The sequence below is a fragment of the Occallatibacter sp. genome, from assembly GCF_035317045.1.
Lineage (GTDB): Bacteria > Acidobacteriota > Terriglobia > Terriglobales > Acidobacteriaceae > Telmatobacter.
Map to the genome: position 1 here is coordinate 108716 of NZ_DATHHT010000029.1, position 24807 is coordinate 133522.

21 protein-coding genes are annotated in these 24807 nt (G+C 59.4%); 10 read left to right on the forward strand and 11 right to left on the reverse strand.

What is annotated here, in order from left to right:
* Positions 1–6: 6 nt before the first annotated feature.
* The 4 genes from VK574_RS14745 to VK574_RS14760 form a co-directional block, all read right to left on the reverse strand.
* Complete coding sequence (locus VK574_RS14745; protein ID WP_472800615.1) at positions 7–642, reverse strand: class I SAM-dependent methyltransferase; 636 nt, start codon at positions 640–642, stop codon at positions 7–9.
* Between the two features lie 118 nt (positions 643–760).
* Entirely contained in the window at positions 761–2599 is a 1839-nt protein-coding gene (gene aspS / locus VK574_RS14750; RefSeq protein WP_472800679.1) for an aspartate--tRNA ligase, read from the reverse strand.
* A 187-nt stretch (positions 2600–2786) separates the two neighbouring features.
* The gene (gene hisS / locus VK574_RS14755) at positions 2787–4079 is read right to left on the reverse strand and encodes a histidine--tRNA ligase (protein ID WP_472800616.1); all 1293 of its coding nucleotides are present in this window, start codon (positions 4077–4079) and stop codon (positions 2787–2789) included.
* Positions 4080–4147: 68 nt separating this feature from the next.
* Complete coding sequence (locus VK574_RS14760) at positions 4148–4894, reverse strand: hypothetical protein (protein WP_472800617.1); 747 nt, start codon at positions 4892–4894, stop codon at positions 4148–4150.
* Between the two features lie 224 nt (positions 4895–5118).
* On the opposite strand from VK574_RS14760, the gene VK574_RS14765 reads away from it, so the two are divergent.
* The gene (locus VK574_RS14765; RefSeq protein ID WP_472800618.1) at positions 5119–6144 is read left to right on the forward strand and encodes an aldo/keto reductase; all 1026 of its coding nucleotides are present in this window, start codon (positions 5119–5121) and stop codon (positions 6142–6144) included.
* A gap of 90 nt (positions 6145–6234) precedes the next feature.
* Here VK574_RS14765 and VK574_RS14770 read toward each other — a convergent pair whose 3' ends face one another.
* The 5 genes from VK574_RS14770 to VK574_RS14790 form a co-directional block, all read right to left on the reverse strand.
* Positions 6235–8829, reverse strand: a complete 2595-nt coding sequence (locus VK574_RS14770; protein ID WP_472800619.1) for an ADOP family duplicated permease — start codon at positions 8827–8829, stop codon at positions 6235–6237.
* A 9-nt stretch (positions 8830–8838) separates the two neighbouring features.
* The gene (locus VK574_RS14775; protein WP_472800620.1) at positions 8839–9177 is read right to left on the reverse strand and encodes a PadR family transcriptional regulator; all 339 of its coding nucleotides are present in this window, start codon (positions 9175–9177) and stop codon (positions 8839–8841) included.
* Positions 9178–9295: 118 nt separating this feature from the next.
* Positions 9296–10054 carry a carboxypeptidase-like regulatory domain-containing protein gene (locus tag VK574_RS14780; RefSeq protein WP_472800621.1) on the reverse strand — a complete coding sequence of 253 codons (759 nt, stop codon included), beginning with the start codon at positions 10052–10054 and terminating at the stop codon, positions 9296–9298.
* 93 nt (positions 10055–10147) lie between these two features.
* Entirely contained in the window at positions 10148–10960 is an 813-nt protein-coding gene (locus VK574_RS14785) for a phosphatase PAP2 family protein (protein ID WP_472800622.1), read from the reverse strand.
* A gap of 63 nt (positions 10961–11023) precedes the next feature.
* Entirely contained in the window at positions 11024–11542 is a 519-nt protein-coding gene (locus VK574_RS14790) for a gamma carbonic anhydrase family protein (protein ID WP_472800623.1), read from the reverse strand.
* A gap of 226 nt (positions 11543–11768) precedes the next feature.
* Here VK574_RS14790 and rpsU point away from each other — a divergent pair, with 226 nt between their 5' ends.
* Both rpsU and VK574_RS14800 read left to right on the forward strand, forming a co-directional pair.
* Positions 11769–11966 (forward strand): 30S ribosomal protein S21, encoded by a 198-nt coding sequence (rpsU, locus tag VK574_RS14795; RefSeq protein WP_109489384.1) that lies wholly within the window; start codon positions 11769–11771, stop codon positions 11964–11966.
* Between the two features lie 313 nt (positions 11967–12279).
* On the forward strand, positions 12280–12591 hold the full coding sequence (locus VK574_RS14800; protein ID WP_472800624.1) for a zinc-ribbon domain containing protein: 312 nt from the start codon (positions 12280–12282) through the stop codon (positions 12589–12591).
* Positions 12592–12642: 51 nt separating this feature from the next.
* On the opposite strand, the gene purD is transcribed toward VK574_RS14800, so the two are convergent.
* Positions 12643–13923 (reverse strand): phosphoribosylamine--glycine ligase, encoded by a 1281-nt coding sequence (gene purD / locus VK574_RS14805; RefSeq protein ID WP_472800625.1) that lies wholly within the window; start codon positions 13921–13923, stop codon positions 12643–12645.
* Positions 13924–14116: 193 nt separating this feature from the next.
* Here purD and VK574_RS14810 point away from each other — a divergent pair, with 193 nt between their 5' ends.
* The 6 genes from VK574_RS14810 to VK574_RS14835 all read left to right on the forward strand — a co-directional run bounded on the left by VK574_RS14810 (position 14117) and on the right by VK574_RS14835 (position 20850).
* A complete protein-coding gene (locus tag VK574_RS14810; RefSeq protein ID WP_472800626.1) occupies positions 14117–14338 on the forward strand; it encodes a hypothetical protein in 222 nt (73 codons plus the stop codon).
* A gap of 117 nt (positions 14339–14455) precedes the next feature.
* Positions 14456–15382 (forward strand): tRNA (adenosine(37)-N6)-dimethylallyltransferase MiaA, encoded by a 927-nt coding sequence (gene miaA, locus VK574_RS14815; protein WP_472800627.1) that lies wholly within the window; start codon positions 14456–14458, stop codon positions 15380–15382.
* 96 nt (positions 15383–15478) lie between these two features.
* Positions 15479–16900, forward strand: coding sequence for a dihydrolipoyl dehydrogenase (lpdA, locus tag VK574_RS14820; protein ID WP_472800680.1), 1422 nt, complete (start codon positions 15479–15481; stop codon positions 16898–16900).
* 136 nt (positions 16901–17036) lie between these two features.
* Entirely contained in the window at positions 17037–18026 is a 990-nt protein-coding gene (locus VK574_RS14825; RefSeq protein ID WP_472800628.1) for a tetratricopeptide repeat protein, read from the forward strand.
* Between the two features lie 115 nt (positions 18027–18141).
* A complete protein-coding gene (gene tdh, locus VK574_RS14830) occupies positions 18142–19176 on the forward strand; it encodes an L-threonine 3-dehydrogenase (protein WP_472800629.1) in 1035 nt (344 codons plus the stop codon).
* Between the two features lie 114 nt (positions 19177–19290).
* Positions 19291–20850 carry an amidase gene (locus VK574_RS14835; protein ID WP_472800630.1) on the forward strand — a complete coding sequence of 520 codons (1560 nt, stop codon included), beginning with the start codon at positions 19291–19293 and terminating at the stop codon, positions 20848–20850.
* Positions 20851–21014: 164 nt separating this feature from the next.
* Here the strand turns inward: VK574_RS14835 and thrS are convergent, their stop codons facing one another.
* Positions 21015–23048, reverse strand: coding sequence for a threonine--tRNA ligase (gene thrS, locus VK574_RS14840; RefSeq protein WP_472800631.1), 2034 nt, complete (start codon positions 23046–23048; stop codon positions 21015–21017).
* A 298-nt stretch (positions 23049–23346) separates the two neighbouring features.
* Here thrS and VK574_RS14845 point away from each other — a divergent pair, with 298 nt between their 5' ends.
* Positions 23347–24681 carry a M48 family metallopeptidase gene (locus tag VK574_RS14845; RefSeq protein WP_472800632.1) on the forward strand — a complete coding sequence of 445 codons (1335 nt, stop codon included), beginning with the start codon at positions 23347–23349 and terminating at the stop codon, positions 24679–24681.
* The last annotated feature ends 126 nt before the right edge of the window (positions 24682–24807 follow it).

Consider the following 24807-nt stretch of genomic DNA (forward strand, 5'->3'; position numbering starts at 1 on the left):
TGCACTTTACGGCCTCACGCCAGAGATCACCATGCTCTTCCAAAGGTACGGTGCCCGTCCGGCGCCACGGAACTTCAGGTCGCGGAAGCCGACCTTCTCCATAAGCCGGGATAGCGACTTGCGGCTGAAGAACTGAATGTGTTCGCCATCCACGCCAGAACTGTGATGCTTATCCCATCCGTCCGCGAGAGCAATCATCAGATTCTTTGCGTACCCATGATAGGGCGTGGAGCAGATGAATGTGCCCCCTCTGCGCGTAGCGGCAAAACAGCCTTCGATAAAACTTGGCACCTGATACAAATGCTCGATCACTTCCAGGCTGTAAACCAGGTCAAATGGCTCTTCGTCGAGATTGCGAAGGAGGTTGGCATCTGCCGGAAGCACTCCGAAGCGCGCTGTCGGACAGTTTCGACGGGCAAGCTGAATACCCGTCTCCGACATGTCGATCCCAAGGATCTTCCCGCCGCGCTGTGCCACCTGCGCGGTAACGGCTCCGTTTCCGCAGCCCACATCGAGGACGCGCGTGTTTGGACCGAAGGCGGGGAACAGCTCAAAGAATGCTGGAAGAATATAGGTGTGGCAACCGCTGCCTGATAAGGAAGCGTACTCATTTGGAACAATAGCTTGGCTTGAAGTGGTCATGGGGAGTAGGCGCCGTTGATCGTGCCTGGGGAGCAGCGCGTGCTTTTCTTATAGCACAGGCAACATTCCAAGATGTGCCTACGCTCCCGGATTTCGCAATCCGAAAAGAGCCCCCTGCTTAGCTCCGCTGCACCACCCGTACGTGCAACTCCTTCAGTTGCTGCTCCGGAACCGTAGTCGGCGCCTCCGCCATCAGGTCAATCGCCTTCGCCGTTTTCGGGAAGGTGATCACCTCGCGCAAACTCGGCGCGCCAGCCAGCAGCATCACAATGCGGTCGAGTCCCAGAGCGATCCCGCCATGCGGCGGAGTGCCAAACTCCAGCGCATCCAGAAAGAACCCAAAGCGCTTGCGAGCCTCTTCGTCCGAAATTCCCAGCGAGGCAAAGATCTGCTGCTGCACATCCTTGCGATGAATACGGATCGATCCCGACCCGAGCTCCAGTCCGTTCATCGCCAGGTCGTAGCAATCCGCACGCACCGACGCCGGATCGCTCGTCAGGTTGGCCATGTCCGCCTCATACGGCGCGGTGAAGGGATGATGCGCCGGAACCCACTTGCCGCTCGCCAGGTCGTACTCAAACATTGGAAAGTCGACAATCCAGATCGGATGGAACGCGGCCGAAGCATCCAGCATCTTGCCAGTTCGTGGTTCCGCGTTTTGGACTGCCTCGTCGGTGATGTGAAAAGCCTTGTGCCGGTCGGCGTACTTCTTCGCCAACTCGCTGCGGAAGTTTCCAGCGGCCGAATAGACGTTAATCTCGCGTTCGCTCAGCCGCCCTTCAAACTTCGTGTCGCTCGCCTTGATATGGTGTGCGGGATCGCCCGCCACCACGATCACAAAATCGCCCTCTGCCGCTCCCGTCAACTCGTGAATTTTCGCAACCGTGTCCGGCAGGCTCTTGGCCAGCCGCTTGAAGTCATCGATGAACTTCGCACCCTTGTTCTTGTCGAACATGGGATGGTTGTCCTCGCGCTCTTTGCGGCTCAGCTCACCCACGCTCGGAATGCGCAGGGCCACAATCGGCAGCGCCGGATCGATCTGCAATGTCGCCAGCGCCTCCTCAGGAAACGCCGGCCGCACATCCGTCAATCCCGGCAGCCGCAGATCCGGCTTGTCCGACCCATACTGTCGGATCGAGTCGTCATACGTGATCCGCGGAAACGGCGTTGGCAGCGTCATACCCGCCGCGCCCCATGCCGCCGCGCAAAACTCCTCCACCACCGCAAACACACTCTCGCGCCGCGGAAAACTCATCTCCAGGTCGACCTGCGTGAACTCCAGTTGGCGATCCGCGCGCTGGTCCTCGTCGCGGAAGCACCGCGCAATCTGGAAATAGCGATCAAACCCCGAGATCATCAGGATCTGTTTGAAAATCTGCGGCGATTGTGGCAGTGCGTAAAACTCGCCTGCATGCACACGGCTCGGTACCAGAAAATCACGCGCGCCCTCCGGCGTGCTCTTGGTCAGAATCGGCGTCTCAATCTCCAGAAACCCCTGCTCGCTCAAGCTCTCCCGAATCGCCCGCGTAATCGCGTGTCGCAGCCAGAAGTTGCGCTGCATCTCCACTCGGCGCAGATCGATGTAGCGATATTTGAGCCGGGTCTCTTCGTTCTGGATTGCCTCTTCCGAGGGCGAAAACGGCGCCAGACGCGCGTCATTGAGGATTCGCAACTCCGTCGCCTCAATCTCCACCTCGCCCGTCGGCATCTTGGGATTGATCGCATCTTTCCCGCGCAGACGAACCTTGCCCACCGCGGCCACAACGTACTCCGGCCGTACCTGCTCGCCCTTCAAATGCCCTTCCGGCGTCAGCTCTTTGTCCAGCACCACCTGCGCAATGCCCGTGCGATCGCGCACATCCAGAAAGATCAGGTTGCCGTGGTCGCGGCGCCGGTTCACCCAGCCCATCACGACCACGTGTTCGCCTGCGTTGGCGGCGCGCAATTCGCCGCACATCTGCGTCCGTTCAAGACTGCCTAAAAAGTCGAGCACAAAATCATTCCTTCGCTCTCTTGCAAGGACACGGCTTTCGTCGTGCCGCAAGACGATTAAAGTGAGTGGGGCATTTAGCCCCGGAGGGAATCAGCGCAAAGCCTGTCAGTCTGGGTGGAAGCAATGATCCAGACTGAACATTGACCACTGTTCACTGTCCACTAGGCGCTGAAAGCGCCCGAGCCAACTCCGCGCGCGGAACCCTTGTCTGTATACCGGTTGAGAAGTCCTTCACCGTCAGGATACCGGATTGAAGCTCGTCCTCGCCCAGGATCACGATCCGCCGCGCCGTGCGCTCGGCCGCCTCAAACGACTTTTTCAAGCGAAATGCTCCGTCTCCCAACTCCACGCTGAGGCCCCCCCGACGCAGTTCCCGCGCCAGCGCCAGCGCGGCAGGATTCAAACCCTCGCCTAGCGGCGCGATATACGCATCGCTCTTTTCCGACTTGGCCGCCTCCAGCGCCTGCAGCGTCAGCACCAGCCGGTCCTCACCCATGGCGAAGCCGATGCCGGGAGCCTTCGGCCCACCGATTGCCTCGCTCAGCCCGTCATAACGACCGCCGCCCAGCAGCGCATTTTGCGCTCCCAGCCCACCATGCGTGAACTCAAATGTCGTCCGCGTGTAGTAGTCCAGACCCCGCACCAGCCGGTGATTCCGCGTGTACGGCACTCCCGCAGCATCCAGCGCCGCCGTCACGGCTGCGAAATGCGTCTTCGACGCCTCATCCAGCGAATCCACAATCTTCGGCAGAGTCTCAATGATCGGCTGATCCTCCGGCACCTTGCAGTCCAGCACCCGCAGCGGATTCGTCACCGCCCGCCGCTGGCAATCCACGCACATCTTCGGCGCCAGCGGGATGAGTGCTTCGCGCAACGTCTCGTTATACCGCGCGCGATCCGCCGCCGACCCCACCGAATTGATCTCGAGCGACCACCCCGTGATCCCCATCTCATCCAGCAGCGTGGCCAGCATCTCCAGCACTTCCGCGTCTCGCAGCGGCGATTCGCTGCCCGCCGTCGGCGGCCCGATCACCTCCGCCCCGATCTGCGAAAACTGCCGGTACCGCCCCTTCTGCGGACGCTCCCGCCTGAACTGCGGCCCAATGTAATACAGCTTCTGCAACTGTCCCGTATCGCCCAGCTTGTGTTCGATATACGCGCGCACCACGCCAGCCGTGTTCTCCGGCCGCAAGGTTAGCGACTGCGGTTTCTCCGACTGCGCCCGCGCCCGATCTTCCCACGTGTACATCTCTTTCGAAACAATGTCCGTTTCCTCGCCAACCCCGCGCGCAAACAGAGACGTATCCTCGAAAACCGGCGTCCGGATCTCGCCGAAGTTGTAGCGAGCAAAGACGGAGCGCGCGGTCGCCTCAATCCGATTCCATAGCGCGGTTTCCGGCGGCAACAAATCACGCGTACCGCGCACAGCTTTCAACGTGGCCATATCCCATCCAGTTTAAATGGGCACATCGCGCCACCGAAGCGGCGCGGTCGGCCTCTCGCGGACCCCGCCTATCCCACGATCGATCGCGTAAGCCTCAGCCACCAGGCGGGGCTGCCCGCATAGAGGTAGACCGTGAGGGCCTGGGCGACCCAGAGCGGCGGAAGCACGACCCGATAGAGCTTATGAACGCTGCGATTGACAAGAAGATCGCGCGCCACTCCGAGCAGCATGACGCCATCAAGGCAGAGGAAGTAGAGGTTGTGGTTGAAGATGGTGTCGAAGCGCCCAAAGGCGGCGTCCATCAGCCCGCAAGTGGCGATGAAGAGCAGGCGGCGATGTAGTTCCGGCTGCTTGCGCCAATATATGGCGAGCCCGACAAAGAGGCTGAAGGCCAGCATGTCAAAGAAGGGAATGGCAAGAAACGTCTCGATGCCGGTCTGCTTCAAAACGTGCATGTCAAAGCGGGTCATGATGATGGCAACGGTGAAGCCCAGCGGTACCATGAACGCGGCCAGCCCCGTTCCGAACCAGCCGAAGAAGCGATGCCACTTGACGTTGCGCGTGCGGACCAGCGCGGATTGAAAGATGTAGAAGGCCACCCAGGCGGAGAAGGCCGCGCCATGTATCCAGAGCAACATGGGGCGCGGTGGAGCGGCATGGAGAAGGTGCTGGTCAACGGTGCGGCTGAAGCCCAACACCACTATCGCGGCCAGCAGCAGTGACATCGCAAAATAGAAGTACCGGTCCACCAACCCGTTGCGCCCTGTGACGGGGTTGATCGAACGCACCATCGTGTCCTGGGAAATCGAAGCCATAGATCGAACCTCAGCCTCGCCGCTTGGGGAAGGAGCGAAAGAATCTCTGCTCAACGTGGAAAGTGGATTGAGTTTAGCATGCTCGAAATTCGCGGCTCAATGACAATCTGGGAATGCGAGCCAATCAAAGTCGTGACCCTGTTTCGACCTCACTCGAATGCGGCGCCTCACGCGGAACCACGAAACCGGTGCATCTTCCATCGGGGTGCGGTAATCCAAACGACATGGAATACAGACTTCTCGGAGGCTCCGGCCTCAAAGTTTCTGCACTGAGTTTTGGCGCTGCCACGTTCGGCGGCGGTAACGAATTCTTCAAAGCATGGGGCGACACTGACGTCGCTGAAGCCACCCGTCTCATCGACATCTGCCTCGAAGCCGGCGTCAATCTCTTCGATACCGCCGACGGCTACTCGAACGGCCGTTCTGAAGAGATTCTGGGCAAGGCCTTGGCAGGCAAGCGCGAGCGTGCGCTCATTTCCACCAAGGCTTATTTCCCTATGGGCGATGGGCCAAACGATCGCGGCACATCTCGCTATCACCTGCGCCAGGCCCTTGACGGCAGCCTGCGCCGCCTTGGTACTGACTACGTCGACATCTACCACCTGCACGGATTCGACGCGCTCACCCCCGTCGATGAAGTACAAGACACCCTCAATACCTTCGTCCGCGAAGGCAAGGTGCGCTACATCGCCGCCTCGAACTTCTCCGGCTGGCACTTGATGAAGTCGCTCGCCGTTGCCGATCGCTACGGCTGGACGCGCTTCGTGGCCCACCAGGTCTACTACTCGCTCTTGGGCCGCGAATACGAGTGGGAACTGATGCCGCTCGGTCTCGATCAGAAAGTAGGCGCGCTGGTTTGGAGTCCTCTCGGCTGGGGCCGTCTCACGGGCAAGATCCGCCGCGGCAAGCCGCTGCCCGAGGTAAGCCGACTCCACAAGACAGCAGACGCAGGCCCTCCGGTTGCGGACGAATTTCTGTACACGGTCGTCGATGCGTTGGAGTCCGTTGCTGCCGAAACAGGCAAGAGCATTCCACAGGTCGCGTTGAACTGGGTTCTGCAGCGTCCCACCGTGTCGTCGATAATCCTGGGCGCGCGCAACGAAGAGCAGCTCCGGCAGAATCTCGACGCCGTGGGTTGGAACCTTACCGCGGATCAGGTTGCCAAACTCGACAAAGCCAGTGCGGTCACACCGGTCTACCCCTACTGGCACCAGCGCAACTTCCCCGAGCGAAACCCGCTGCCGGTCTAAGAACAGTTCAAAGCTCGTAGTCCAAAGTTCGAAGTCGATAAAGTGTCTCAGCCGTCTTCTAACTCAGAACTACGAACTCTGAACTGGCATTCACTCTTCCCGCAACACCTGCACCGGTTCCACTCGAGCCGCTCGAAGCGCAGGCACCAGCGACGCGCAGGCAGCGACCACGAGGATAAGGCAAACCACTCCTCCATACGTCGCCGGATCAACACTGGACACTCCGTACAGCATCGAACCGATGAAGTGCGACAGTCCCAGGCCAAGCACTAGCCCTGCCGCGCACCCAATCACGGCAACTCGTAAACCCTGCAAAAGAAATCGTGCAACAATTTGGCTGCGCATCGCTCCCAGCGCCAGTCGAACCCCAACTTCCCGCTGGCGAAGCCGGCCCAGATAACTCAACGTGCCGTACAGTCCGATGCAGGCCAGCAGAATTGCGGTCGCAGCAAAGACCGTCAGCAGCATGGTACGCAGTCGATTCTCCTGCGAAGCCTCATCCAGGTGCTCCTGCAGCGGAGCAAATGCGTAGACAGACCGGGCTGGCTCAATCTCATGAATCCTCCGGCGAATCGTCTCCGCCATCGCCATCGGATCGCCATGCGTGCGCACCAGGTAATTGGGAAATGGATCCGGCGCGCTGAAACATGAATACACCGTGGGCGCTGCCTGCGTGCTCATGCCTTCCTCGCGGGCATCACCCACGACCCCGCGAATCGTCCCTTGCGGAAGAAAATCGTTGTAGATCGCACCCGAAAGCTGATGGCCGACCGCCAGGGTGTTCCCCATGTATCTGTCAGCGAATGCGCGATTCACCAGGATGTCGCTGGTTTTCGAGGCCTGTCTGCAACTCTCGCCCATAAGCAGCGGGATCCGCATCGTCTCGAAGTAGCCGGCCGAGACATACCGGCTGTCCGCGAGAATCGGATGACCCGGTTCCAGCTTGCCGTCGATCTTGAATTCAATCTGATACTGCGACGGAACGCCGGGAAGCATCGCCGCCGTCGATGCAGCCTCCACGCCGGGCAACGCACGCAGGCTCTCCAGGGTGCGATCGATGCGCTGGATCACATTCTTCATCTCGCTGGTTTCGCCCCACGATCCGCTGACTTGAAATGTCAACACGTGGCTGGGTTCAAAACCGGGATGCACGCGTGCGAGTTGCTGAAAACTGCGCAACAACAGCCCCGCGCCGATCAGCAGCGTGACCGCCAGCATTATCTGCATGCCCACCAGCATCCATTGAAGCGTGCCTCGCGTCGAGACCTGAGTACGCCCTCCAGCGGCGAGTGAGCGCGCCAGCGTACGTCGCGTCCCGCGCAGTGCAGGGAACAGCCCGCACAGCAAAGTGGTCAGCACCGCGGCGACCAGCGTATATCCCACGATCTGCCAATTCAGCCCGATCTCATCGGCGCGCGGCAGTGTTTTTGACAGCAGGTGGAAGCCCCGCGCCGAGGCGGCCGCAACCAGCAGCCCTGCCAGCGAACCCAGCAGCGCGAGACCGAAAACCTCCGTCAAAAGCTGTCCCACGATTGCCGACCGCGATGCACCCAGAGAAAACCGAATCGATACCTCGTGTTCGCGCTCCGTCGTCCGCGCCAGCAGCAGCGCCGCAATATTCGAGCAGGCGATCAGCAACAGTAGCGAAACCGATCCGTAAAGCAGCCAAAGCGAACTGCGCGACTCTCCGATGATCACGTCTTTCAGCGCAGCGATTTGGACCGTCAGCTCCGCATCCGGCTTGGGAAATTGTTTGCCCAGCCGGCTCTGCACAGTAGCCAGATCGGCCGTCGCCTTCTCAAGCGCTACGCCCGGCTTCATTCGCCCAATCACGGTAAACCACGTTTCATCGCGCCGCTGCGCAAACGGCGCATCCGGCGCGCTCGGAGTCCATACATCCACTTCATTTTTCGGAAACTGAAACGACGAGGGCATCACTCCGACAATCGCGTAGGAGTAATCGCCGATGTGCAGCTTTTGTCCGACTGCGCCCGGGTCACCGTGAAAATGCCGCTGCCAGTACGTATAGCTGATGAGTGCGGAATTTGAGCCTCCCCAGTGCTCCTCTTGCGCTGTGAATTCGCGACCCAGCATGGGCGAAACTCCCATGACCTCCAGAAAACGTGGCGCGACAAGACACTCGGTTACCTTCTCCGGCAGCGACCCGGACGTCTCAGAAAGATCGTCGAAGTAGTACCCGCTGATTGCCAGAAATGTCGAGTTCAGCCGGTTCCAGTCCTCCAGGCGCACCGGGGCAACAGAAACGTTAGCGTCTCGCCCCTTGTAGTCATGCTGATAAAGCGCAACCAATTGGTTGCTGTGCGGAAATGGCAAGGGTCTCAGGATGATCGCGTCGATCGCAGAAAACACCGCGCTGTTGGCACCGATCCCAAGCGCCAACGTGAGAATCACGACGATCGAAAAAGACGGCGACTTGCGCAGAAAACGCATCGCTGCCTTCAGGTTGAACGCAAAGCCCTCGAACACCGGCGAGATGTGCACCTCCCGCAGCTGTTGCTTCACCTGTTCCCGCCCCCCGAATTCGAGCAACGCGCGACGACGTGCTTCCTCGGGCGACATGCCTCGCGCGATGTAATCCTCGGTCAATTCAGCGATGTGAAAGCCGATTTCCTCATTGACTGCATCTTCGCGAGCCGGTTTACGAGGGGAGCGTTTCCAGTTCATCTCCATCTCCTACCGCGCCGTTTCCAGAATCAGGGCCACGGCCCGCGAAAGCCGGTTCCACGTGTCTTCTTCCGCAGCCAGCTGTTTGCGCCCCTTCGCCGAAAGCTTGTAGAACTTCGCCTGCCTGCCCTTGTCTGACTCGCCCCAGTCCGCCTCCAGCCATCCGCGCTCCTCCAGCCGGTGCAGCGCCGGATACAGCGAACCCTGCTGCACCTGCAGCACGTCGGACGAGATCTGGCGAATGCGCTGCGAGATTCCATAGCCATGCACCGGGCCAAGAGCCACGACTTTCAGAATCAGCAGGTCAAGCGTTCCCTGCAGCAGGTCTGCCTTTTCGAGTGGTGCCATTTCAGCGTCTCCTAGACAATCTACCTATAAAACGCGATGTGTAGATTGTCAAGGAGAAGAAACCGTGTGAGGACCTGAAGGAGCAGAAAACTCTGGTCTTTGGATGGAGAGCCAGGTCCTACGGGTACAGCACGATCCTCCGCAAATTCCTGACCCACCGGATCCGCCGTCTGTCTGCGGAAACAACCAGCATAAACGGACCGTGCGCAGAATCCAGCGGCAGGCCATTCAGCGAGTCGGCGACAAGAATCTCGCCTTCGTGAAGCCCCGGCGCAAGCTCTGCAAGCGAAAATACCGCTTCGTTCGCCTTCAGGTACGATCTCGTTGCAATGTCGATCGAGGCGTCATCCATCGGCGCACCCGCGAGGGTCAGCAAATCCGAGATTCGAACACCGCCGTATCTCTCCGTTGCACCTGTTTCGAGATTGCGAATCTCAACCCTGGTTTGCGGCATAGCTGCGAATTCTTTCTGCGTGATCTGCCAATCTCCGCGATACGGCATCGCATAAAGAAACAGGCTCTGAGCCTGCTTCCTTGCCTCCTCCTCAGAAACGACAACAACCGGACCACCGCCGCTCATTACCTTCAATACAAGGGGAACGACCGTACCAGCCGGGGAAGTTCGGATTTCAATGTGCCGAATATCGGATTTAAAGCCCTGGGCAGACGTGAAGAGCGCGTAGCCGCCCGGTTTCAATTGCAGTGCCAACTCGCCCGTCGCTCCCGTCTCCATCGGTGCCGGCGGGTGGTCCGGACCTGGAACCACGCGAATGCGTGCGTTAGGGATCGGCGCACTAGTCTGGTCCGTGACCTTGATGGTGACCTGATCGGTTGCCGGTCCCTGCGCAAACACCAATGGACCGAAAGCGGCCAGCACGCAGCAACACAGCAGAGTGCGATCTTGCCTGCGAAGGAACACGCCGCAAGTGTAGCGCAGGGTGAATTGAAACGCGAAGAAATCGTCTGGCGCCTACGGCAAGTCGGACGCGTGCCAGCGGTGATGCTTCTTGTAAACGTAATGCCCAATCATCCATCCGAAGGCGCTTCCCACCAGCACATCGGAAGGGAAATGCTGCTGGCCCAGCACGCGCGTCAGGCTCACTCCGGTGGCCAAACCGTAGAAGCCGATCTGATTCAGCCGGCCCGGATATTCCTCTGCCAGCACCGCCGCGCTCGACCACGCGATCACGCTGTGAGACGAGGGTAACGATGAATCCCATCCCACGCTCGTTTGAAAGAACTTGCCCTTCGCGTTGTCCACAGTGGGTCGTTCGCGCAAGAACATGAGCTTCATCCCCTGCTCCACAACCAGGCCATTCAAAATCGCTTCGCCGCCCAGAATCCCGGTCTCGCGCGCATGATCGTTTCCCGCCAAGTGTCCCACGGCAAACATCGCGGCCGGCGCGGCGATAAACGGGCCCAGCAGCACGTTCGAGGCATTGGTATTGGCGTTGTTGAAGCTGGCATTGCGCGAAACCACTTCGCTCATCGCCTGGTGATCGGTGGTGATCGCGCCTGTTACCGCAAGCCCCAGCGGAATCAGGTAGCCGAAGTCTTCGCCACGGATCCGCGCCGGACTCGACCAGATCATTCCCTGATCCTTCAAAAGGTTCAGCGGCATCGCCCGCAGCGTCACCGGTTCCTGCGGCTCCGGCGCATTCGGCACCGAAGTAGCGGGCGGCCATGTCTGCGCTTCAACACTCACGCATAAGCAGGTAGCAAGCAGAAAGACAAAACCGACATGCCGGGAGAAATGTTGAATAATCTTGCCAGAGTTATTCACGGGTTTCTTTGATGCTAAACGATCTTCATCTTCAATTCAGATGAACGAATCGTCATTCTCGCGTTACTTATCAGCCTCGGCGAGATAAATCTTTGTGTAGTCGAGATAATTCTGCGCGTACTCAAGAATCAGTTTTCGATCCTGATCGCCAAGTTCCCTCCGCAGTTTGCCCGGTACACCCGCCCACAACGTCCGGGGCGAAACCACTGTGTGCTCCGGCAGAACCGCGCCCGCCGCAATAATCGATCCCTCGCCGATCCGGCAGTCGTTCAGAATTGTCACACCCATTCCAATTAGCACCGCATCCTCCACCACGCAGCCGTGCACCGTGGCGTTGTGGCCGATCGTCACCCAGTCGCCCACCGACACCGAATACAAATGCCGCTGCCCATGCAACACCGCGCAGTCCTGCACATTCGAATTCGAGCCCACTCGAATCGAATTCACGTCACCCCGGAGTACGGCGTTCATCCAGACGGACGAATTCTCCCCAAGTTCGACGTCACCAATCACTTGCGCGGAAAGATCGACATAGCAGCTTGCGGGAATAACCGGAGAATGCCCCTGGTAGCGTCGGATCATTGCGATTGCAGAACCTCAGAAATCCAGTGTAAGCGAGCCGGCAGGTCGCCGGATTCAATCAAGTTACGGGCCATTAGTGTACCCGTCAGGAAAAAGCCGGGAAGCGGTTGGATTGCCTTCCGAAAAGCACGGAAGTCAAATCCAAAGGTTTTACATAAGTTGGCTGACCACAGCCACTTCCGGTATCATGAATGTGGCCCTTTGGCAGGTTTGGAGGTGGCACCCTTTGGCAGAGGTTCGTTTGCAGGAAGGCGAACCGCTTGAGAACGCGCTGCGCCGGTTTAAGCGAAAAGTACAGCAGGAAGACATTATCAAGGAAGTGAAGCGTCATTCCTACTACCTGAAACCCGGTGAAAAGCGCCGCGTGAAAGCAGCACTGGCACGCAAGCGGAATCGCAAAAAGGCTCGTAAAGAGCAAGATTAAGTCAGTAAAAACACATTGCGACATATGCCGTCCGGGCTATACTTACTGTCCCCCCGGCGAGAATAGCCATATAGCAAGACCATCGGGCGGCATGTCGTGACTGTACTTTTCACATTACGCTGAACGTTGAGCTTCAATCAGCGCGAAATACTTAGGTCTCGCGTATTCCGGAGACGCTGAATTGTAGCCGCTCCATTTGCTGCGGCCCGGGCCCTTGTTGTTCAAGGACGTTCAAAGACAGGGAAACGGGACCGGCAAGCTCTCAAGGTCATGGCCGATTTCGAACGTCCTCCCTGCTTTGGGGAGGCCGGCCATGGAATTTGTCGACAGAGTTTTGAAGTGTAACGACTGCGGAGTGGAGTTCGTATTCACCGCCGGCGAACAACTGTTTTTCCACGACAAACAATTCAAGAACGACCCCAAGCACTGCAAGCAATGCAAGGCAAAGCGCGCAAGCGGCAGCCGGGTCCGTTCTGAAACGCGAACCACTTGCTCGGAATGCGGCACTGAAACCACAGTCCCCTTCAAGCCCACGCAGGGCAGGCCCGTTCTCTGCCGGGCCTGTTTCCAAAAGCAGCCGAAGGTCGTTCCCGCCGCGCCGACCGCGCCCCCCGTGGCTAGCTGACCGGACTTTCTTCCGCCGAATCCTCTGGCTTTCCGCTGCGCAATCGCATTGCTACGGACCCTGCTGTTTCAGAGCCTTGTGGCCGATGTCGTGCCGATAATACATCCCTTCAAAATGAATCTGCGTCAGCGCTTCATATGCGCGCGCCAGCGCCTCTTTCAGCGTGTCGCCGCTTGCCGTAACTCCCAGCACTCGCCCACCGCTGGTCACAATCTGGTTGCCGAGCCGCGACGTGCCTGAGTGGAAGACCTCCACGCACGGCGTCTGCGCCGCAAGGCTCAGCCCGCTGATCGGCAATCCGGTCTTGTAGCTCCCCGGGTACCCTGAAGAACTCGCAACCACGCAGGCCGATGCGCCATGGCTCCAGCGCATCTCTGTTTCCGCAATTCGGCCATCGATGCAAGCCTCCAGCGCATCCACCACGTCCGACTCGAGGCGCATCAGGATCGCCTGCGTCTCCGGATCGCCGAAACGTGCGTTGTATTCCAGCACCTGCGGCCCGCGTGCCGTCATCATCAGCCCGCAGTAGAGCACGCCCGCAAACGGCGTTCCCTCCTCCGCCATTCCCCGCACGGTGGGCTCGGCGATGTGGTGCAGAATCCATTCCGTCATCTTTGGTTCCAGCATCTCGCTGGTCGAGTAGACGCCCATGCCGCCTGTATTCGGTCCTGTGTCGCCTTCGCCAATCCGCTTGTGATCCTGCGCCGGAACCAGCGGTATCACGTGCTCGCCATCGCTCAGGCACAGAAAGCTTATTTCCTCGCCTTCAAGGAACTCCTCAATCACTACCTGTTTCTCGGCCACCCCCAGCAGTTCGCCACTGAAAATTCCATGCGCCGCATCGATCGCAAATTGGCGCGTCGGGCAAATAATCACGCCCTTGCCCGCAGCCAGTCCGTCCGCCTTCACCACTACCGGCGGGTGGAAGTGCTTGATCGCCTCGTCCACTTCTGCCGTGTCGGAGCAAACCGCGTAGTTGGCCGTGGGTATCTGGTGACGCTTCATGAATTGCTTGGCAAAAGCCTTGCTTGACTCCAGCCGCGCCGCATCGCGCGTCGGTCCAAAGACGCGATAGCCGCGCTCGCGAAACGCATCCACCACGCCCAGCGACAGCGGCATTTCCGGCCCCACAATCGTCAGGCTCGGCTGCTCCACCTCCGCCAACCGCACCATCGCGCCCACGTCCTTGATGTCGACGGAAACGCAGCGGGCCACTTGCGCAATGCCGCCGTTGCCCGGCGCGCACACCACCTCCGTCACACGTTGGCTGCGCTTCACCGCCCAAGCCAGCGCATGCTCGCGTCCACCCGAACCAAGGATCAAAACCTTCATCTTCGTGCCTCATGCGGCTTCGGTTCCGCCGAAGCTCGAAAAGCTATGGTCTGCAATTGAGCCGGTGTAAGTCAAACGAACGCCCATGCGGCTTAAAACGCATGCGGGCACCGCACGTTGCTGAAAATCCCACTCCGCATCCTCGTAAAATTCGTACCGCAGCAGCCCCTATACTGGTGCGTGGTGAACCGGCGTGCGCATCGCATCCGCCGAAGAGAGCACACGCATGGTCGAACGCCGCATCAAGCCTTACCAGGAGCAGTTGGCCGAAGACGAGCGTCGCATCGAACAACGCCGCCTCTTTCGCCGCAATCAGACGTTCGGCCTGCTCATCATTGCCGCCGCGATTGTCGCCTGGTGGCTCTTCCACACCAATCCCCGATGGATATTCCCTCCCGGCTGGTGGCGCCCATGAGTCCTTCGCGGACGGAGCACCGCGGTGGGTGCCCCATCCAAGCCGCGCTCTTGCGGTTTGGGTGGGATAGCGACAAGGCATCAACTTCACTTGAAGCCATGCCACCTGAGGGGCGGAATGGTTGACGAACGCAACCCTCTCGCCGTTCTCCTCCTCGGCCCGACGGGCAGCGGCAAAACCGCGCTCTCGCTTTCATTGGCCGAACGCTTTCACGGCGAAATCATTAGCTGCGACTCCGTCTCTGTCTATCGCGGGATGGACCTCGGTACCGCCAAGCCCACGCCCGCAGAACGCTCCCGCATCCCGCATCACCTCATCGACGTCGCCGACCCCGAGCAGCCCTTCACCGCCGGCGAGTACAGCCGTCAGGCCCGCGCCGCCCTGCGCGAAATCGCCAACCGCGGCAAACTCCCCATCGTCACCGGCGGCACCGGCCTCTATCTCCGCGCCCTTACTGAAGGCCTCTTCACTGGCCCTTCGCGGCAGGAGGATCTGCGCAAGAGACTGCGCCGAAGCGCTGATCAGCACGGAGAAGTGTGGTTGCACCGGTTGCTCCTGCGGCTCGATCCGCCGTCTGCGGATCGCATACACGCCAACGACACACCCAAGCTCATCCGCGCCATCGAAGTCTGCCTCGCCGCGCACCAACCCATGTCGCAGGTGCTCACACGCGACCCGCTCACCGGCTTCCGCCTCCTCCGCATCGGCCTCAACCCGCCCCGCGCCGCGCTGTACGATCGCATCAATCAACGCTGCGCCCAGATGTTCGTCGCCGGTCTCGTCGCAGAGACCCGCGCACTCCTAGCCTGCTACGGTCCGGTCCAAGCCCTCGATTCCCTCGGCTACCGTCAGGCGCAGTCGGTTCTCCTCAAGGGCGTCAGTGATAAAGCGGCCATCGCCGAAGCCCAGCAGGGCCATCGCAACTACGCCAAGCGCCAGCTCACCTGGTTTCGCCGCGAGCCCGATGTCCACTGGATCGAAGCCTTCGGCAATGACCCCGAAACGCAGCGCATTGCCACCGATCTGTTGCAAGCGCATCAATAAGCGACGTGCAACATCCAATCAACTGCAGGCATTAAACTGAACAGTGAAAAGTGGCGCTCGAAGGGCATCATGAGCGCACGCGAGAACGGAGTTCCTTTGGCAGACACCATCTATGACGTAGCCATCATTGGCAGCGGACCGGCAGGCTATACCGCCGCTATTCGAGCAGGACAACTCGGCCTCAAGGTCGCGATCATCGAATCCGCCGATGTTCTGGGCGGCACCTGCCTCCACGTCGGCTGCATCCCCACCAAGGCTCTCCTCTTCAACGCCGAGCTCTGGGATCACCTCAAGCACGCCGCAGAATACGGCATCGACAACGTTGACGGCCGCACCCTCAACTGGGATGCCGTCCAGACGCGCAAAACCTCCATCGTGGACAAGCACACCAAGGGACTCGGCTTCCTGATGAAGAAGAATAAGGTCACCGTGATCTCCGGCTACGGCCGCCTCACCGGCGGCGCAAAACAAGGAATTCACACGATCGATCTCACGGCTGCAGCCGGCTCCAAGAGCGAAGTCAAAACCAAAAACATCATCCTCGCCACTGGCTCCGACGCCAAAATGATCTTCGGCCTCAAGCCCGACGACCGCATCCTCACCAACATTGAAATGCTCGCAGTTCCCCAGGTTCCGAAATCCCTCATCGTCATCGGCGCCGGCGCGGTCGGCGTCGAGTTCAGCTCCATCTTCCGCAGCTTCGGCACTGAGGTCACGCTTGTCGAGTTCCTTCCGCGCCTCATGCCGCCGGAAGACGAAGAAATTTCCAAGGAGCTTACCCGTGTCTTCAAAAAGCGCGGCATCGATCTGAACACCGGCGCCAAGGTCGAAAAAATCGAGAAGACCGATGCCGGCGTCAAAGTCACCTGGACCGCCTCAAACGGCAAGCCCGTCGAGAGGGAAGCAGAGAAGGTTCTCGTCGCCGTGGGACGTGCACCGCGCATCTCCGACGTTGGCATCGACAAAACAAAAATCGAGCTCGACCGCGGATTCGTCAAAGTCGGCGAAGCCCAGGAAACCTCCGAGCCCGGCATCTACGCCATCGGCGACATCGTTGCGGGCCTGCCGCAGCTTGCCCACTCCGGCTCCATGAGCGGCATCGTCGCCGTCACCAAAATCGCCGGCCGTAAATATCGCTCCGTTCGCCGCGATCGCGTGCCCGCCTGCACCTACTCCGATCCCCAGATCGGCTCAGTTGGCCTGACAGAAGCTCAGGCCAAAGAGAAGGGCATCGAGATCAAGGTCGGCAAGTTTCCGTTTGCTGGAAATTCCAAGGCCACCATCGTCGGCAGCCACGACGGCTTCGTCAAAATCGTCGCCGACGCCAAGTACGGCGAAATCCTCGGCGTGCACATCATCGGCCCCCAGGCCACCGAACTCATCGCGGAAGCCGTAGCCGTCATGGAACTTGAAGGCACCATCGACGAGTTGATGTTCACCATCCACGCCCACCCCACCATCAGCGAAGCCATGCTCGATGCCTACGCCGCTGTCGAAGGCATGGCCATCAACGCGTAGCGATTTCCACAGAGAAAGGCAGATTCTATTTCAAATGGAGGCAACCATAGTCATTAAAGGATCATTAATTCCTTGAGAAAAGTTGATGAATAGGACTAGGATTCTCCATTCCGCGTGATTACGGAAGGGGAGAACCATGAAGGCCAGATTTCTATCTCCATTATTTGCAATCGCAATCCTCTCTCTACCCACGCATCCGCTATTTGGCCAGGCAAACGCGATCCCTTCCGCTCCCCCAGCAGCCTCCGTCACTGGCTACGATTCCCAAGAATCAGCCATCCAGAACATCGAAGACCTCCAACAGAAGGCCGAAGCCGGAGACGTTCTCGCCGAAAACAATCTGGGATTTGCCTACGCTTTCGGCCGAGGCATCGAGCAGAACTACCAGCAAGCCGCACACTGGTTCACACTCGCCGCAAATGCGGGCTTCGCTCCGGCTCAAGTCAATCTCGGTGCTCTCTACGAGAAAGGCTGGGCAGAGTCGCACGATATGACCATGGCCATCCACTGGTATCGCGCGGCAGCCGATCAGGGTGATTCCACCGCCGAATGCAAACTCGGCAACATCTATCATGCCGGCCGCACCGTTCCACGCGACGATGCTGAAGCTGCAACGTGGTACCGCAAGGCTGCGGAACACGGTAACGCGATCGCCCAGAACAACCTCGGTTCCTTCTACCATCACGGCGTCAGTCTCACGCGTGACTACGAACAAGCGCTCTTCTGGTATCGCAACGCTGCCGCCCAGGGCCTTGCGGAAGCCGACAACAACCTCGGCGTGATGTACGAAGACGGCCTCGGCGTCGAAAAGGATTATCGTCAGGCCGCGACCTTTTACACTGAGGCCGCGAATCAGGGCGTAATCCGGGGTCAGTACAACCTTGCCACTCTCTACTACTCCGGCCGTGGCGTGCCGCTCGACTATGTAACTGCATACCTGTGGTATAGCCGCGCCGCCGCTGCAGGGGATGCAACCGCAGCGCGGGTCCTCAAGCAGTTGTCCGGTGTCATGACGCCGCGCCAGAAAGAACTCGCGCAGGTCCGCCTCGCCGAAGCACAAGCCGCCAGCCTTTCAGAAGATCCGGCCCATTCCCCCTTCGATCCTGCAAGAACGAATCCAAAATAGCCGCGCAACAAATCCCCTTCCATCTCCTGGCATCTCCCGCCGTGCCGCAAGGTGAATCCCATCCCGCCCAAAACCTTTACACTTTCATCGGACTGGTTATTACGGGAGATCCTCAATGAAAGCGTTGGTCAAGTCGCGGTCCGAACGCGGCCTGTGGTTGGAAGACATCCCCGAACCCACGATGGGCATTAACGATGTCCTCATCCGTGTCCTCTACACCGGCATCTGCGGAACCGACGTCCACATCTACAACTGGGACGATTGGGCGCAGAAAACCATCCCCGTTCCTATGGCCATCGGCCATGAGTTTGTCGGCAAAATCGTCGCCGTCGGCTCCAACGTCAACGACTTCTTCGCTGGTGACATCGTCAGCGGCGAAGGACACGTCGTCTGCGGGCGCTGCCGCAACTGTCTTGCCGGCCGCCGCCACCTTTGCGTGTCCACGCAGGGCGTTGGCGTCAATCGTCCCGGCGCCTATGCCGAGTTCATCTCGCTGCCCATGACCAACATCTGGCGCCATCATCAGGGCGTCAATCTTGAAGTCGCCGCCATCTTCGACCCCTTCGGCAACGCCGTTCACACTGCCCTGTCATTCCCCGTGCTCGGCGAAGACGTGCTCATCACCGGTGCCGGCCCCATCGGCATCATGGCCATTCCTGTTGTGCGACACGCCGGGGCGCGCCACGTTGTCATCACCGATCTCAATCCCTTCCGTCTCGATCTCGCACGCAAGATGGGAGCCACCCTCGCCGTCAACCCCACCGAAACTCCGCTCAGCGAAGTGCAAAAACAGCTCAAGATGACGGAAGGATTCGACGTGGGCCTTGAGATGTCCGGCAACCCGCAGGCTCTGAGCGACATGATCGCCAACATGAGTCACGGCGGCAAAATCGCCGCACTCGGCATCCCCTCCAAGAGCATTCCCATGGACTGGCGTCCCGTGATTTTCAACATGATCACGATTAAGGGAATCTATGGCCGCGAAATGTACGAGACCTGGTACAAGATGTCGGTAATGCTCGACTCAGGCCTCGACATCGCCCCCGTCATCACCCATCGCTACGCGTACAGCGACTTCGAAAAAGGCTTCGCCGCCATGATCTCTGGCGACACCGGCAAAGTCGTCCTCGACTGGACCAGCCTGGGCTGATTGGTTCAGGGCCATGTTGTTGCGAACAATTGCGCTCAGTGTCACCTGCGCAGAAAAAACGTTGGGGACGACTCTTGCTGTCGGATGCAGGGACTGCGTATTCTTGCAGGCATTATGCGAAAAACAAAGAATGGAATTCGAGGAGCCATCGGCTGGTGTGTGGCCGCTTCGCTGATGGCAGTAGCTTTTGCTGCCGGTCAGAGTGCGGCTCAAACAGCAGAATCAGCGACGACCAAGGCGATTGCAAAGATCAAGGCGATCGATCCGCAGATCCACGCTGTCATAGCTCTCGATCCCACTGCCCTGGATCAGGCCCGGGCAATCGACCAGCGCCTCGGGTCGCACGGACCGCTCTACGGCTACGCCGTCCTGCTCAAGGACAATATCGAGGCTGATGGCCCCCTTCCAACGACTGCAGGGAGTATGGCGCTGCTTGAAAATATCACCCATCGAGACGCACCGCTGGTAAAGCGGCTGCGTGCAGCAGACGCGGTAATTCTCGGCAAGACGAATCTTTCGGAATGGGCAAACATTCGATCGAGTTCCTCGATCTCAGGATGGAGCGCGGTGGGCGGCCAGACGCGCAATCCCTACGCGCTCGATCGCGATCCATGTGGCTCTTCGTCAGGCAGTGCCGCCGCGGTGGCAGCCGGCGAAGTGAAGGCCGCAATCGGCACAGAAACAGACGGGTCCATTACCTGTCCAGCAGCGGTGAACGGGGTTGTCGGTCTAAAGCCCACAGTGGGACTTGTCAGTCGCACGCGAATCGTTCCTATCAGCCATAGCCAGGACACCGCTGGGCCTATTGCGGTAGATGTGACGACCGCCGCTCGCGTGCTGGGTGCGATTGCAGGCTCGGATCCAGATGATCCGGCCACCAGGAATGCGGATGCACACGTATCGGATTATTCAGTCGCATTGAGGCCGGATGCGCTGAAGGGCGCGCGCATTGGCGTGCTGCGTTTTGCCACTGGCTGGTCGGCAGAGACAGATAAGGTATTCGAGCGAGCGCTGGCGGTGCTAAGGGCGCAGGGCGCAATCCTTGTTGACATTACGGATTTGAAGGACCGCGACAAGATCGGGGAGGCAGAAGCGCTGGTACTCAACACCGAATTGAAAACAGATTTGAACGCCTACCTTGCTTCAACACCCTCGGCCGTCAAGTCTCGTACTCTCGCGGATGTCATTGTCTTCGATAGTGCCCACGCTGATCGCGAACTCGCCCTGTTCGGACAGGACACTTTCGTCAAGGCCGAAGCGACAAAAGGACTGGACGATGCAGCGTATAAAACTGCGCGCGGAACGTCATTACGAATCGCAGGCCGCGACGGGATCGACGCGATGCTCTTCAAGGATGAACTCGATGCACTGGTGTGCCCGACGGTAGCTCCGGCATGGAAAATCGATGTGGCAAACGGCGATCAGATTGCTGGTGGCGGAGCGGGTGGGCTTGCAGCGGTTGCTGGCTATCCGCACCTAACCGTACCCATGGGAACCGTAATGGGCCTGCCGGTCGGCCTTTCAATCATCGGGTCAGCATGGAGCGAAGCACGATTGCTCGGCTACGGATTTGCGTACGAACAGGCGGCCAAGGTCAAGATCACGCCGCACTTTCTGCCATCGCTTGAAGGCGCAGAACCCATCGCACCGCTTCTCGAGCCATTGAAGCCTTGAAGGCTCGCCGGACCAGATCGGGAGCTTCAGTGCCGAGATCTTGAGACGGCGGCCACTCATGCACCACTGTGTCATTCCGACCGACCGCAGGGAGCGGAGGAACCTGCAGTTGCAGTTCTCTCTCGCCATCAGCATGATCCGACCGTCATGCGGAACGTACCACTTTACAGCTCCGTCGACTTGCTCTCCGCGAGTCCCCTCGCCTTTGCGATAAACTCGCTCAGCGGCATCGATCCCTGGTCGCCCTTGCCGCGCGTTCTAACGCTCACCGCACCCGCGCCCTCTTCCTTGTCGCCGAAGACAAGAATGTACGGAATCTTCAGGTTGGCCAAGTCGCGAATCTTCGCATTCATCTTCTCGTTGCGGGCATCCGTCTCCACCCGGAAGCCCGCGGCCTTCAACTCCGTTTCCACCTTCTCCGCATACGCTACATGCCGCTCGCTGATCGGCACGAGCCCGATCTGCACGGGTGCCAGCCAGAACGGGAACGCTCCCGCATAGTGCTCGATCAGCACGCCAAAAAATCGCTCCACCGACCCGAACAGCGCGCGGTGCACCATCACCGGCTGATGGCGTTCACCGTCTTCACCTACATACTCCAGCCCGAACCGCGCCGGAAGAGTGAAATCGAATTGCACCGTCGACAACTGCCACAACCGCCCCAACACATCCACGAGCTTGATATCGATCTTTGGCCCGTAAAACGCGGCCTCACCGGGAATGGTCTTGTACGGAATGCCCTTCGCCTTCAGCACCCGATCAAGCGAGCCGATGGCAAGATTCCAGTTCTCATCCGAGCCCGTGTAGTTCGCGCGGTCCTTCGGATCCCACGTCGAAAGCTCAACTTTGAATTCGTTAAATCCAAACGTCTTCAGAACTGTCTCGGCGAAGTCGATACACGCCTCGACCTCGCTCTCAATCTGGCTCGGCATGCAGAAGATGTGCGCATCGTCCTGCGTAAAGCCGCGCACGCGCAAGAGGCCGTGCATCGTGCCTGAGCGCTCGTAGCGATACACGTTCCCCAATTCCGCATAGCGCTGCGGCAGGTCGCGATAACTCTTCGGCGAATTTTTGTAGATCAGAATGTGCCCCGGGCAGTTCATCGGCTTCAGCCTGTATTCGGCATCATCCAATTCCATCGGCGTGTACATGTTCCCGGAGTAGTAGCCCTCGTGCCCGCTGACTTTCCACAGCTCCCGGCGCATCACGTGCGGTGTGAAAACCAAAAGATAGCCGCGGCGCAGGCACTCCTCGCGCATCCAGTCTTCCATCACCTTGCGAACGATGCCGCCCTTGGGATGCCAGAAGACGAGACCGGGCCCCGCCAGCTCCTGAATACTGAACAGATCAAGCTGCTTGCCCAGCACGCGATGGTCGCGCTTCGCCGCCTCTTCCAGCCGCGCGAAGTGTGCATCCATATCCTTCTGCGAGAAAAACGCCGTGCCATACACGCGCTGGAGCTGAGGATTCTTCTCGTCGCCCAGCCAGTACGCGCCCGCCAACGTCGTTACCTTCACCGCCTTCACGCGCCCTGTCGAAGGCACATGCGGCCCGCGGCAGAAGTCCACAAACGTACCGTTGCGATAAAAACTTACTTGCGATCCCGGCTCAGTGAATTTCGTGACGAAGTGCGTCTTCATGAAGTCGCCGTCTTTTTCAAACTCCGCCAGCGCCTGCTCTCGCGGTTCATACTCACGCACAAACTTCTCGTCGCGCGCGACCACTTCAGCCATCTTCTTTTCGATTGCCGCCAGGTCCTCTGGCGTAAACGGCTTATCCCGGTAAAAGTCGTAGAAGAATCCCGCATCTGTCGCCGGCCCATGTCCCAGCTTCGTCTCCGGAAACAGCTCCAGCACCGCCGTCGCCAGCACGTGCGCCGCCGAGTGCCTCACCACCTTCAGTGCGTCAGGATCGTTCTCCTTCACCAGCTCGAGCTTCGTATCCGCGTTCAATGGAGTCGCAAGGTCCACCAGTCGCGTTGCCGACGCATCCTCCGCTGCATACATCGCAGCCTCCGACTCGCCCTCTGCGGCCGCCTTTGCGTTCGTCTCCGTAGTCACCGGGCTCAGCCGTGCAACAACCGAGGCCGCTGCCAGCCGCGGCGAAATCGAATTGGCAATGTCGAGAGGCGTTGTGCCCGCTGGAACTTCGCGTATGCTTCCGTCGGGTAGATGTACGGCAATATTGTGCGTGCTCATGATGATTTTCAGGGTCCTGACTGTTTCGCCGGCGCGTTAACCGCGAACCTGTGTTCTTCGTTAAGGATATAACGGCGCTACAGCACTTTCGGAACTGGTCTTTCCGAAGCCACGAAGCAAAATGGCTTTCTCGCAAAGGGAAAAGCCACCTTCGCCGCTCTTAAAGGTCTACGAGTATTCCGAAACTGCTCGAAAGTGGAACCATTGCCGAACCGACCGCGTAAACGACCAGGTACCCAGGGTAAAACTCAATCGCGCAGTGCCCCGCACGCGCCCGCAGCCGCAAGAAAGGTCTCGCATGTCCAGGTTCTTCTTCAAGTTTTTCGTCTCGGCGCTGTTCGCCGTCGCCGCCCTATCCGCATCGGCCCAGCCCGCCGTTCAGCCCACCGTCGACATCACCAAGGTCCCCGCCGCCGCTCAGCCCTCACAGCAATTCGACGTTGGCGCAGCCACCGAAGCCTATATGTCCCTGATGCCGCCCGCAGCCGTCGCCCGCTCCAACGCCTATTTTGAGGGCGGTTACTGGCTCATCCTCTGGGATTTCCTCTATGGCGCCGTAATTTGTTTGCTGTTGCTCAATCTCCGCTGGTCGGCCCGCATGCGCGATGCAGCCGTGCGCGTCACCCGCTTCCGCTGGCTGCAGCCGATTCCGTATGCGGTCCTCTACACCCTTGCCGCCGCCGTTCTCGGCTTTCCCCTCGAGTACTACGAGAATTACGTGCGCGAGCATAAGTACGGCATGGCGACGCAGACCTTCGGCCCGTGGATGGGCGACGAGTTTAAGTCTCTCCTCGTGTCATTAGTCATCAGTTCAATCGCGATGGTGCTTCTCTTCGCCATTGTCCGAAAATTCCCGAATACCTGGTGGATATGGGGCGCCGCCGCATCGATGGGCTTGATGACGATCCTCATCGCCATCGGCCCGGTCTTTCTTCAGCCCATCTTCAACACGCCCAAGAAACTCGCCGATCCGAAGATCACGACGCCCATTCTGCGCATGGCCCACGCCAACGGAATCCCCACCAACGATGTCTGGCAAATCGACGCCAGCCGCCAGACCACCCGCATGAGCGCCAACGTCAGCGGATTCGGCAACACCATGCGCATCACCCTCAACGACAACCTGATTCGGCGCGGCTCTCCGGAAGAAATTCAGGCTGTCATGGGTCACGAGATGGGCCATTACGTAATGAATCACATCCCCAAGTCCCTGATGTTCTTCCTGATCGTGATTGTTCTCTCGTTCGCCTATTTCTTCTGGGGCATCAAGTGGGCCCTCAGCCGCTGGGGCGAGCGCTGGCAGATCCATTCCATCAGCGATCCGGCAGTCGTTCCGCTTGTCCTCCTCCTGGTTTCCATCCTGTCCTTCGTGTCGACCCCCATCAACAACACGTTCACGCGCGTGCAGGAGAAGGAAGCCGACATGTTCGGTCTCAACGCCTCCCGCCAGCCCGACGGCTTTGCCCAGGCCGCCATTCACCTTGGCGAATACCGCAAAATGCGCCCCGGCCCCATCGAGGAATTTCTTTTCTACGATCACCCCAGCGGCTACAACCGCATTCATTCCGCCATGGTCTGGAAGAGCCAGAACCTCGAGCTGTTTCCACAACAACCAAAGCAAGCCAGCCAGTAGAGCTGGCTTGCCATACTTCAGCCCGCAGGTCTACGCTATCTTCATGCGTCGATGTCGCTAACGCCCATTTGGTGTCTGCTGCGATGCATTCGCTCGCTCCGCTTGCGCACAACTCTCCTCGCCTGA